This is a genomic window from Streptacidiphilus monticola, assembly GCF_042658505.1.
GTDB classification, from domain to species: Bacteria; Actinomycetota; Actinomycetes; order Streptomycetales; family Streptomycetaceae; genus Streptacidiphilus; species Streptacidiphilus monticola.
Window position 1 is genome coordinate 17,327 of record NZ_JBHSQJ010000071.1, and the last position, 10,747, is coordinate 28,073.

The following is a 10,747-nucleotide window of genomic DNA, read 5'->3' on the forward strand; positions in this document are numbered from 1 at the left end:
GGTGGGGCGTCCACGCGTTCCTGACGGCGCGTTACCGTGGTGCCCGATGCGTGGCAGCGACGCCGGCGCGAAACCCCTCCCACCTCGCAACGGAGTCCGCATGCCTGTCGCCCTGCTCGCGCTCGCCCTGACCGCGTTCGCCATCGGCACCACCGAGTTCGCGGCGATGGGACTGCTGCCGCAGATCGCCGACAGCCTGCACGTCTCCATCCCGCAGGCGGGCTGGCTGATCTCCGCCTACGCCATCGGCGTGGTCCTCGGCGCACCGCTGCTCACCGCGGCGGCGACACGGCTCCCCCGGAAGACGACCCTGGTGGCGCTCGCGGGCCTGTTCACCGTCGGCAACCTGCTCTGCGCGCTCGCGCCGAACTTCTGGTCGCTGGCCGCCGCCCGGCTGGTCACCGGACTGCCGCACGGCGCCTTCTTCGGTGCGGGCGCCGTGGCCGCGGCCGAGCTGGCCGCGCCGCACCTGCGGGCCCGGGCGCTGTCGGTGATGTTCGCCGGGCTGACCGTGGCCAACATCGTCGGCGTCCCCGCCGCCACGCTGCTCGGCCAGGACCTCGGCTGGCGCGTCACCATGCTGGTCGTGGTGGCGATCGGCGGCTTGGGCACGCTGGCCATCGCCCGCCTGGTGCCGCATCTCCCCAAGCCCGAACAGGCAAGCCTGCGGCGGGAGTTGGGCACCTTCCGGAGCGGCCAGCTGTGGCTGGCGCTGACCACGGTGATCCTCGGCTGCGGCGGCTTCTTCGCCTGCTACAGCTACATCGCGCCGCTGCTCACCCACGTCTCCGGCTTCGCCCCGGGCTCGGTGACGCTCGTACTGGCGCTGTTCGGGGTCGGCATGACGCTCGGCAACGCGCTCGGCGGCTGGGCCGCGGACCGGGCGCTGCGCCCCGCGGTCTGCGGGAGCTTCCTGCTGCTGGGCCTGACCCTGGCCGCCTTTGCGTTCACCGCCCGGGCCGAGTGGTCGGCCGCGCTGACGGTGGTCCTCGTCGGCTGCTTCGGCTTCGCGGCCGTCCCGGCCCTGCAGACGCTGGTGATGCGGAAGGCGCACAGCGCGCCGACGCTGGCGTCGGCCACCGTGCAGGGCGCGTTCAACCTGGCCAACGCGCAGGGCGCCTACTTCGGCGGCCTCGCCCTGGCCGCGGGCCTCGGCTGGACCTCCCCGCTGCTGGTCGGCGCGGCCCTGGCCGGTCTGGGCCTGGTCATCTCCGGCACCGCGTGGGCCGTGGACCGGGACGAGCGCCCGAGCCGCACGGTGAGCAGCAGCGGCGCGGCCGGGGCCGTCGCGGCGGCTGCGGACCAGGACGCGGGCATCGGCCGCTGAGGGCAGGTCAGTTCCCTGCCGCAACAGGCGTGTTCGGTGCGGTGCCGGGACCGGGGAACCGGCCTACGCTGGGGCCGAGGAGGCCGAGTCCCATGCCGAACCGATCCATCACTCCCGCCCGCTCCGTCCTGCCCTTCCGGTCGCTGCGGTCCTTCCGCCCCTGGCCGACGGTCGGCGCGCTGACCGCGTGCGCCGCGCTCGTGCTGACCTCCGGCGCCGTCGCCGCGCCCGAGGCGGCCCCTACTCCGGCTCCGGCGGCGGCTGCGGCCGCCACCACGTGCACCAACGCGAGCAGGCTGGCGACCTGGTCGAACACTCGGCTGGCCATGCTGACGATCGCCGTCCCGGTGTCCGAGACCTCGCCGGGCCAGGTCACCACCGAGGTGGCCCAGGGTGCGGGCGGCGTGCTGCTGTTCGGCTCGACGGCCCCCACGAACCTGGGTTCCCAGCTCGCCGCGCTGCGCGGCCATGTGCCCGGCCACCTGGGCCTGTTGGTGATGACCGACGAGGAGGGCGGCGGCATCCAGCGGATGGCCAACCTCGTCGGCTCGCTGCCGTGGGCCCGGACCATGGGCACCAACTGGACGCCTGCCCAGATCCAGTCCGCCGTGCACGCCGTCGCGGTCAGGATGGCGGCGGCCGGGGTGAACATGGACCTCGCCCCGGTGGCCGACGTGGACGGCCGCAACGTCCTGCCGAGCGCGAGCAACCCCGACGGCGTGCGGTCCTTCAGCGGCAGCACGGCCACCGTGTCCCGGGACACGGTGGCGTACCTGAACGGGCTGCGCAGCGGCGGTGTGATCCCCGTGGTCAAGCACTTCCCCGGCCTGGGCTACGCCAGCTACAACACCGACGACGGACCGGCGCACACGCTCCCCTGGTCGACGGAGCAGACGGTCGCGATCCCGCCGTTCAAGGCCGCGATCGCGGCGGGCGCGCCGGCGGTGATGACGTCGAACGCGAGCGTGCCTGGCCTCGCGACGAACCCGGGCAGCATCTCGCCCACGCTGATCTCCTACGAACTGCGCGGGAAGCTGGGCTTCCACGGCCTGGTCCTGACGGACTCGCTGACGGCGCGGGCGATTTCCGCCGCGGGCTGGAGCGTGCCCGGAGCGGCGGTCCAGGCCCTGCGCAGCGGGGCGGACATGGTGCTGTTCGGACTCGTGTCCAACGTCCAGGCCGAGACGAACGCGATCGCGTCGCGGATCACGTCTGCGGTGGCCTCCGGCCAGCTGTCGCGCTCCCGCCTGATCGACGCCGCGGGCCACATCCTCGCCGCCCGCCATGTGAACCTCTGCAGCGCGTAAGCCCCCGCGAGGGGCGCGAGGCCCCCTTCGTTCGGGCGGGAGCGCCCCGCGCACCCAGGCCACGGGGGCGAGGCGAGTGCGGCCACGCGGCGGAGCGCACGCGTCCACAGCCACGCGCCGTTCTGGGGCGGCCGCGCCGCCTCAGCCGTGGGCCAGTCGGGCTTCGAACCCGTCGAGCAGGGCTCGCAGGCCGAACTCGAAGCTCGCGTCGGGCGCGGCCGCGTAGTCCGCGGCGGGGGAGTCCAGGCGGGCGCGCAGCCTGGGGAACCCGTCGGCGATGGCGGCCGCCTGGGCCGCCGCCTCCGCCTGCTGGCGCTCCGCCTCCTCCCCGCCCCGGGCCACCCTGCGGTTGAGCGCGACCCGCGCCGCCGCGCCGAGGGCGCTGCCGAGGACGTAGACGAACACCGAGGCGGCGGCCCGGTCCGCGTCGGCCGGGGCGAACCCGGCCTTCTCGTAGACGGCCAGGCTGCGGTCGTCGAGGCGGGACTTGCCCGGACCGTAGAGGAAGTGGGCCCCGAAGGCCTGGCCGAGCCAGGGGTGCCGCTGGAGCATGGCGTACATGCCCGAGGCCGTCTCGGTGGCGGCCGCGCGCCAGTCGGTGGTGTCGAGGTCGGGAACGGCGACCTCCGTCCAGACCGCGTCCGCGGCCAGCCGGACCAGCTCGTCCTTGGTCCTGATGTGCCAGTAGATCGCTGTGGCAGCCGAGTTGAGCCGTCGGCCGAGGCTGCGCATGTTGAGGCCGTCCAGCCCCTCCTCGTCGAGCAGGTCGATGGCGGCGCGGACGATCTGGTCGCGGGTCAGCGTGCTCCTGGGCATGGACGGCAGCCTAGCCCACCTACTTGCACAAAGTTCAAGAGCGGCCCTACGCTTCACTTGTACTTAGTTCAAGTGCGTGGGCCATCAAGGGGGAAACCATGTCCCAGCACCATCCGCACCAGTCCGAGCTGTCCGCGTTCGTCGCCGCCGCGGCAGCGGAATTCGGCGTCCCGGGCGTCTGCGTCGGCATCCTGAGCAAGGGTCAGGAGCAATACGCCGCACACGGCGTGACCTCCGCCACCCACCCGCAGCCGGTGGACGAGCACACCCTGTTCCACATCGCGTCGGTGACCAAGACCTTCACCGCGACCGCGCTGATGCGCCTGGCCGCCGACGGCCTGGTCGACCTCGACGCGCCGGTGCGCCGCTACGTCCCGGAGCTGCGGCTGGCGGACGCGTCGGCCGCGGCCTCGATCACCGTGCGCCAACTCCTCAACCACACCTCGGGGTTGGACTGGAACCTGGTGGGCGGCGAGGAAGGCGACGGCTCGCTCGCCGCCTTCGTCGCCCAGCTGCACCGGCTCGACCTGGTGGCCGCACCCGGCAGCCGCGCGTCCTACAGCCAGGCGGGTTACAACCTCGCCGGGCTGGTCGTCGAGCGGGTGACCGGGCTCCCCTACGAGCAGGCCGTCGCCCGACTCGTCCTGGAGCCCGCCGGGTTGGCGGACACCGTGTTCGACCTGGACGAGGTCGTGCTGCGCCGCTTCGCGCTCGGCCACAACCGGGGCGAGGACGGCGAGTTGCGCCCGGCACTGCCGTGGAAGGGCCGCCCGGCCGGATCCCGGGGCAACAACCCGGGTGGCGGGGCCGCCTCCTGTGCGAGCGACCTGTTGCGCTGGGCCCGCTTCCACCTGGGCGGGAACGCGGGCGCGGGCGTACTGCCCGCCCGCGACGTGCGGCGCATGCAGCAGCCGACCGTGGCGCTGCGGGCCAGCGCCCTCGGCGACGCCCTGGGCATCTGCTGGTTCCTGCGCGACGTCGGCGGGGTGGCCACCATCGGCCACGGCGGCTCGGGCAACGGCCAGTTCGCCGAACTGCTGATCGCGCCCGAGCACGACTTCGCGGTGGTCTCCCTGGCCAACTCCGGCCCCGCAGGCCACCAGTTCAACCAGGCCGTGCTGCGCTGGGCGTTGGCGCACCACCTCGGCGCGGTCGAGCAGGAGCCCGCCCCGCTGCCGTACGACGAGCCCCGCGCCCGGGAGGTCGCCGGCCGCTACGCCATCGACGCCCTCGACCTCGACATCGCCGCCGACGGGGAGCGGCTCACCCTGGCGGTCCGCATCAAGCGCGAGATCCGCGCCGCCTCCGCTGCCGGGATGCCCGCGGACCACCCCGCGGCCGCCTTCGGCTTCCTGCCCGGCGACGGCGACGAGTACGTCATCACCGAGGGCGGCCTGAAGGGGCAGCGCGGCTTCTTCACCCGGGACGCCGACGGCGCGGTCGTCGGCGTGGACCTGGCCGGGCGCCTCTTCCCCCGCGCCGCCGCTTCGGCCTGATGTCCCGTCAGCCCTGAAGCCGGACGAGGACGGCCCGCATGGCCTCCCCGACGACCGCCCGGACCTCGTCCGTCGACTCGGTCATGTCGAAGGCGTGGCCGCCGTTCGGGGCGTCCACGATCTCGACGGCCGCCTTGGCCTGCTCCGCCGCCGCGAGGAAGGCGGCGACGGTCTCCGCCACCTGGGGTGCCTCCCGTCCCGCGCGGACCAGCACCAGCGGCGGGGCGTCGGCACCGGCCGCCGCGATCGCGGCGGCCGGACGCAGCCGGGGGTCGACCGCGAACCAGCCCGGCAGCGGGGCCAGGACGGGGTAGCTCAGCGCCACGCAGCGCAGCCAGTCCGGGTGCTCGGCTATCCCGTCGGTGCTCAGCAGGCCGCCCGCGGAGAAGAACCAGAGGGCGATGCGGTCCGGGTCCACCTGCGGTTCTGCGCGCAGGACCGCCACGGCCTCGGCGACGTCGAGCGCCGCCCGGCCGTAGTCGGCCAGGGTGTGCAGGCCGTGGTCGACCACCGCGCCGACCACCCCCTGCGCGGCGGCGAGGCGGGCGTAGCCCTGGTAGAAGGGGACGTCCCGCGGGGTGGGCACGCGGTCCGCGGGCACCGGCCCGCCGTGGACGAAGAGCACGGCGGGGCGTGGCTCCCCTCCCGACTGCGGCAGGTGCAGGTCCAGCCGTCCGCGCCGGACCCGGGGCGCCTCGGGGACCTGGAGCGGGAACGGACAGAGGTAGCCGGGGGCGTCGTCGGGCAGGGTGAGCCGCCGGCCCCCGCCGGCCGCAGCTCGGAGCAGCGCCTCGGCCAGCTCCTCCGGACCGGACAGCATCGGCCAATGGCCGGTGGGCAGTTCGAGGAAGCCGACCCGCGGGTCGGCCAGTCGGCGCAGGTGCGGCGGCCCCACCCGGACCAGCTCCTGGACGGCGTCGACGGTCAGCAGCCCGCCGGTGGTGCAGAGCACGCCGCTGGTCGGGATCGCGTCGACAGCGCCGCTCAGGCGCAGCGGCCGGGTCAGCGTCCGGCGCGGCTGCGGCAGCGAGGCGCGGCTGAGCCGCTCCAGCTGAGCGGCCGTCAGCCCGGCGGTGCTGCCCCAGCGCTGCCACTCCTCCGGCTCCGGGACCGGGACGGGCGTGAGGTCCGCCTCGTCCGCACCGGCCAGGCGGCGGTGCACGTCCGGGTCCGGCACGAGTGCGAGCGGCAGATCCCCGTCCTGCGGCAGCCCGGCGTCCAGGTAGACGATGCGGGCGATCCGGTCCACGCGCCGGTCCGCCGCCCCGAGGACCGGGTGGATGCCGTAGTCGTGCCCGACGAGGACCAGGTCCCCGGCCGCTGCGACGGAGTCCACCGCCCGGAGCACGTCCTGGACGTGCGTCTCCAGGTCACTGCCCGGGTCCCGGTCCAGCGTCACCGGATGCGCCTCCGCCCCCGCGGCGCGCAGCCGTTCCGCCACCGCCTGCCACACCTCACCGCCGGTGAACGGACCGGACACGAGTACGAACGCAGTCATCGCTGCCTCCTGACTGATCGACAGTGCCGGTACCGTAGGAACTCCCCCAGCGGGAGGTTCAAGTCGTGGTCCGTGACGACACCCTGAGCATCGGCGAACTGGCCCGGCAGGCCGGGGTCACCGTCAAGACCGTCCGCTTCTACTCCGACCAGGGGCTGCTCCCCGAGGCCGCCCGGAGCGGCGGCGGGCACCGCCGCTACCCGCCCGAGGCGCTGGCGCGGCTGCGCCGGATCCGCTCGCTGCGCGCGCTGGACGTCCCGGTGCCGGAGGTGGGGCGGGCCCTGGACCGGGACGATGCCCTGGAGACGGTCGTGGCACGGCAGTTGGGCGAGCTGGGCACCCGGCTCGCGGCCCTGCGCTGGCGCGAGGCCGCGCTGCGGCTGCTGCACGAGAGCCCGCCCGAGGAGTTGACGGAGCGTCTGGAACTGGTCGGCGCCGTGTCCGTCCCCCCGAGCACCGCCGCGCTCGCCGCCTACTGGCGGCGGCTGCTGCCGCCCCGGCTGTCCGCCCGCCTGCGTGCCTCCGTGGTGGACGCCGCGGTGCCGCAGCCGCCTGCGGATCCCAGCCCCGCGCAGGTCCTCGCCTTCGCCCGGCTGCACGCGCTCGCCGCCAGGGCCACCGACACCTGTCTGGCGTCGCACCGCCCTCCCGCCGACCTGCGGGCGGACGTCCTCTACGACGGCCTGCGCGAGGCGTACGCCCTGGCGGCAGCGGACTTGACCGCCGGACGCGCTCCCGGCCCGGGGCCCGCGCTCGACTGCTACGTCGCCGCCTACGCCGGGGCGACCGGCCGGCGCGACTCCCCCGACTTCCGCCGGGCGCTGCCCGCGCAACTGGCGGCGGCCGACCACCCGGTGATGGCCCGCTACTGGTCGCTCGCCGCCGCCGTGGCGGGCCCCGGCGCCGACCCGACCCTGGGCGCCGCCGAGGACTGGCTCCGGTCCGGACTCGACGTCAGCGCGTGACCCTCCTGATCGCTGGACCGAAGCCACCGTGCGGCACGTTCAGCGCACGCGCCCCCGCGACTTGAGCGGGGTCGGCGGCACCGGCGGCGCGGGGATGGGGGCGCCGTCGAAGCCGCGCACCCGGCCGAAGCGGTCGCCGCCCATCCAGTCCTCCCGGGCCTGGCGGATCTCCGCGTCGGTGCGGGCCACGAAGTTCCACCACATGACCAGCTTCTCCTCGAAGGGCTCCCCGCCGAGCAGCAGCACGCTGCCGCCGCCCTCCGCCCGCAGTGCCAACTCCCGCCTGCCGCAGCCGAGGTAGAGCATGGCGCCGGGCTCGACCGGCACCGCGCCGTCGACCACGACCGTGCCCTTCATGCCGAGCACGGCGTACTCGAAGTCCGGCTCCACCGGCAGCCGCGCGTCGGCTCCCGGAGTGAGCGTCAGGTCAGCGCCGACGATCGGGGTGAAGGTGCGGCCCGGCGAGCGCGCCCCGTCCACCTCGCCCAGGATCACTCGGGCGTTGACCCCCTGGCCGACCGCCTCCGGCAGATCGGGGTGGTGCTCGAACGCGGGCTCGGCCTGCCGGTCCCCGTCGGGCAGGGCCACCCACAGCTGGGCTCCGTGCAGCCACCTGCCGTGCTGCTTCGGGGACTGCTCCGAGTGCGAGATGCCGCGCCCGGCCGTCATCAGGCCCAGCTCGCGCGGACGCACGGTGGCCAGGCTGCCGAGGCTGTCCCGGTGCTCGACCAGGCCGTCGTGCAGCCAGCTGACCGTCTGCAGCCCGATGTGCGGGTGCGGGGCCACCTGCATCCCGGGCTCCCGCTCGATGTCGTCGGGCCCGTAGTGGTCGACGAAGCACCAGGCGCCGACCATGCGGCGGCCCAGGTTCGGCAGCAGCCGCCGCACCACCGTGCTCTCCCCCAGTGGCACCACCTTGCCGGTCAGCAACTCCCGCACCGGCTGGGCGGAGACCTCCTCCCGGCCCCCGCACAGTGTCGGCTCCGGCTTCAGATCCAGGTTGCTCATCTCGCGCCCTTCCTCGCTCCCGGCTGGTACCGCCCGGCCGCCGCTGCCCGCCGCCATCTCCCCTTCGGCAGCGGATGCCTGACGTCACGACAGTAGCCGCACCGGCAGCGGCCGCAACGCCTCTCTGAGGTCCTGTGCGAAACGCCGGTACTCCTCCGTCCGCGCGCTGCCGGGCCGGTGCGTGAGACCGATCCGCCGACCGGGCGCGGGGGCGGCGAAGCGGGTGGCCGCGAGCCGGTCGGAGCGCGAGGTCTCGACGTCCAGCGCGGTGGCCGGAAGCAGCGTCACGCCGAGGCCGCCGGCGACGAGTTGGACCAGCGTGGACAGCCCGGCCGCCCGGGTCGCGCCGGGCTCCGCGCCGACCTCCCGGCACAGGTCCAGCGCCTGGTCGCGCAGGCAGTGGCCCTCTTCGAGCAGCAGCACGTCCAGGTCGAGCAGCACGTCCCGGGGGACGTCCGCCCGGCCCGCGAGCGGGTGGTCGGGCGGGGTGACCAGCACGAAGTCCTCCTCGAAGAGGGGGATGTCGGCCATGCCGGCACCGGCGGGCAGCGCGAGCAGCAGCAGGTCGAGCCGCCCGGTGGCCAGGCCGTCCAGCAGCTGGTGCGTGCGCTCCTCGTGCACGTGCAGGTCCAGGTCCGGGTACCGCCCGCGGGCCAGGTTGAGCACGGTGGGCAGCAGGTAGGGCGCGACGGTCGGGATCACCCCGAGGTGCAGCGGCCCGGTGAACGGCCGCCGGGCCGCTTCGACCTCCTCGGTCAGCGCCTGCATGCCGCCGAGCACCCGGCGGGCATGGGCGGCGACGCGCTCGCCGAGCGGCGTGATGATCACCTTGCGGGTGGTCCGCTCGACCAGCTGCGCGTCCAGCGCCTCCTCCAGCGCCGCGACCGCACCGGACAGCGCGGGCTGGCTCATGTGCAGCGCGGCGGCGGCGTCCCGGAAGTGCCGGTGTTCGACGAGGGCGACGTAGGCACGCAGCTGGGCGAAGGTGGGGGTGCGGGTCTTACTGATAACTTCCTCCGATCAATGATCACCAGTGTAGCTATTTCCCTGATCAGTGCACTCCGTGTCACGGTGGGGAGCGGTGCCGGGTTGCGGAACCATACGCAACCGGGCAAATCCCTCACCCAGCGCCAAGGAGTTACCGCACGTGCTCACCATCGGTGACAAGTTCCCGGAGTTCGAACTCAACGCCTGCGTCTCGCTGGAGCCCGGCCAGGAGTTCGAGGCCATCAACCACAAGTCCTACGAGGGCAAGTGGCGCGTGGTCTTCTTCTGGCCGATGGACTTCACCTTCGTCTGCCCGACCGAGATCGCGGCGTTCGGCAAGCTGAACGAGGAGTTCGCCGACCGCGACGCCCAGATCCTCGGCGTCTCCGGCGACTCGGAGTACGTCCACCACGCGTGGCGCAAGGACCACAAGGACCTGCGCGACCTGCCCTTCCCGATGCTGGCCGACATCAAGCACGAGCTGATGCGCGACTGCGGCGTCGAGAACGCGGACGGCACCGCCCAGCGCGCCGTCTTCATCGTGGACCCGAACAACGAGATCCAGTTCGTCATGGTCACCGCCGGCTCCGTCGGCCGTAACCCCAAGGAGGTCCTGCGGGTGCTGGACGCCCTGCAGACCGACGAGCTGTGCCCCTGCAACTGGAACAAGGGCGAGCAGACCCTGGACCCGGTCGCCCTGCTCTCGGGCGAGTGACGCCATGGCCCTCGACGAACTGAAGGCCGCGCTGCCGGAGTACGCGAAGGACCTCAAGCTCAACCTGGGCTCGGTGATCGGCAACGCCGACCTGCCCGAGCAGCAGCTCTGGGGCACGGTGCTGGCCTGCGCGATCGCCTCGCGCAGCGAGCGGGTGCTGGCCGAGCTGGAGCCCGAGGCCAAGGCCAACCTGAAGCCCGAGGCCTACCAGGCCGCGAAGGCGGCTGCCGCCGTCATGGCGATGAACAACGTCTACTACCGGACGCTGCACCTGCTCTCCGACAAGGAGTACGGGACGATGCGGGCCGGCCTGCGGATGAACGTCATCGGCAACCCCGGTGTGGAGAAGGTCGACTTCGAGCTCTGGTGCCTGGCCGTCTCGGCGATCAACGGCTGCGGCCAGTGCCTGGACTCCCACGAGCAGGTGCTGCGCAAGGCGGGCGTGGAGCGCGAGACGATCCAGGCCGCGGTGAAGATCGCCGCCGTCGTCCAGGCCGTGGGCGTCACCTTGGAAGCGGAAGGCCGCCTGGCCTGAGGCGCGAAGCCCCTCCAGGGGCGCGGGGATCTCCCGCCCTTCGGGCCGGAGGTGCCCCCCCACCGCGACCAGCCCACCACCCACGGAGGTCCG

The 10,747-nt window shown here is 74.1% G+C and carries 10 protein-coding genes; 6 read left to right on the plus strand and 4 right to left on the minus strand.

What is annotated here, in order from left to right; translation table 11 throughout:
• Nucleotides 1-100 precede the first annotated feature (100 nt).
• On the plus strand, nt 101-1,327 hold the full coding sequence (locus ACFP3V_RS17360; RefSeq protein ID WP_380584361.1) for an MFS transporter: 1,227 nt from the start codon (nt 101-103) through the stop codon (nt 1,325-1,327).
• A 92-nt stretch (nt 1,328-1,419) separates the two neighbouring features.
• Nucleotides 1,420-2,634, plus strand: coding sequence for a glycoside hydrolase family 3 N-terminal domain-containing protein (locus tag ACFP3V_RS17365; RefSeq protein WP_380584363.1), 1,215 nt, complete (start codon nt 1,420-1,422; stop codon nt 2,632-2,634).
• 141 nt (nt 2,635-2,775) lie between these two features.
• On the opposite strand, the gene ACFP3V_RS17370 is transcribed toward ACFP3V_RS17365, so the two are convergent.
• Entirely contained in the window at nt 2,776-3,450 is a 675-nt protein-coding gene (locus tag ACFP3V_RS17370; RefSeq protein WP_380584364.1) for a TetR/AcrR family transcriptional regulator, read from the minus strand.
• 98 nt (nt 3,451-3,548) lie between these two features.
• Here ACFP3V_RS17370 and ACFP3V_RS17375 point away from each other — a divergent pair, with 98 nt between their 5' ends.
• Nucleotides 3,549-4,946 carry a serine hydrolase domain-containing protein gene (locus ACFP3V_RS17375; RefSeq protein ID WP_380584365.1) on the plus strand — a complete coding sequence of 466 codons (1,398 nt, stop codon included), beginning with the start codon at nt 3,549-3,551 and terminating at the stop codon, nt 4,944-4,946.
• A gap of 7 nt (nt 4,947-4,953) precedes the next feature.
• Here the strand turns inward: ACFP3V_RS17375 and ACFP3V_RS17380 are convergent, their stop codons facing one another.
• A complete protein-coding gene (locus tag ACFP3V_RS17380) occupies nt 4,954-6,444 on the minus strand; it encodes an alpha/beta fold hydrolase (RefSeq protein WP_380584367.1) in 1,491 nt (496 codons plus the stop codon).
• Between the two features lie 65 nt (nt 6,445-6,509).
• Between ACFP3V_RS17380 and ACFP3V_RS17385 the strand changes: the two genes are divergently transcribed.
• On the plus strand, nt 6,510-7,409 hold the full coding sequence (locus ACFP3V_RS17385; RefSeq protein ID WP_380584369.1) for a helix-turn-helix domain-containing protein: 900 nt from the start codon (nt 6,510-6,512) through the stop codon (nt 7,407-7,409).
• A gap of 39 nt (nt 7,410-7,448) precedes the next feature.
• On the opposite strand, the gene ACFP3V_RS17390 is transcribed toward ACFP3V_RS17385, so the two are convergent.
• Complete coding sequence (locus ACFP3V_RS17390) at nt 7,449-8,417, minus strand: pirin family protein (RefSeq protein WP_380584371.1); 969 nt, start codon at nt 8,415-8,417, stop codon at nt 7,449-7,451.
• A gap of 84 nt (nt 8,418-8,501) precedes the next feature.
• A complete protein-coding gene (locus ACFP3V_RS17395) occupies nt 8,502-9,425 on the minus strand; it encodes a LysR substrate-binding domain-containing protein (RefSeq protein WP_380584452.1) in 924 nt (307 codons plus the stop codon).
• 139 nt (nt 9,426-9,564) lie between these two features.
• Between ACFP3V_RS17395 and ACFP3V_RS17400 the strand changes: the two genes are divergently transcribed.
• Nucleotides 9,565-10,119, plus strand: a complete 555-nt coding sequence (locus ACFP3V_RS17400; RefSeq protein WP_380584373.1) for a peroxiredoxin — start codon at nt 9,565-9,567, stop codon at nt 10,117-10,119.
• A 4-nt stretch (nt 10,120-10,123) separates the two neighbouring features.
• Complete coding sequence (locus ACFP3V_RS17405; protein WP_380584375.1) at nt 10,124-10,654, plus strand: alkyl hydroperoxide reductase; 531 nt, start codon at nt 10,124-10,126, stop codon at nt 10,652-10,654.
• The last annotated feature ends 93 nt before the right edge of the window (nt 10,655-10,747 follow it).

What these genes read in the sequence shown, in the direction of transcription:
- ACFP3V_RS17375 (WP_380584365.1), top strand. Translation starts at nt 3,549, where the DNA reads ATGTCCCAGCACCATCCGCACCAGTCCGAGCTGTCCGCGTTCGTCGCC.
- ACFP3V_RS17380 (WP_380584367.1), bottom strand. Translation starts at nt 6,444, where the DNA reads ATGACTGCGTTCGTACTCGTGTCCGGTCCGTTCACCGGCGGTGAGGTG.
- ACFP3V_RS17390 (WP_380584371.1), bottom strand. Translation starts at nt 8,417, where the DNA reads ATGAGCAACCTGGATCTGAAGCCGGAGCCGACACTGTGCGGGGGCCGG.
- ACFP3V_RS17365 (WP_380584363.1), top strand. Translation starts at nt 1,420, where the DNA reads ATGCCGAACCGATCCATCACTCCCGCCCGCTCCGTCCTGCCCTTCCGG.
- ACFP3V_RS17360 (WP_380584361.1), top strand. Translation starts at nt 101, where the DNA reads ATGCCTGTCGCCCTGCTCGCGCTCGCCCTGACCGCGTTCGCCATCGGC.
- ACFP3V_RS17405 (WP_380584375.1), top strand. Translation starts at nt 10,124, where the DNA reads ATGGCCCTCGACGAACTGAAGGCCGCGCTGCCGGAGTACGCGAAGGAC.
- ACFP3V_RS17370 (WP_380584364.1), bottom strand. Translation starts at nt 3,450, where the DNA reads ATGCCCAGGAGCACGCTGACCCGCGACCAGATCGTCCGCGCCGCCATC.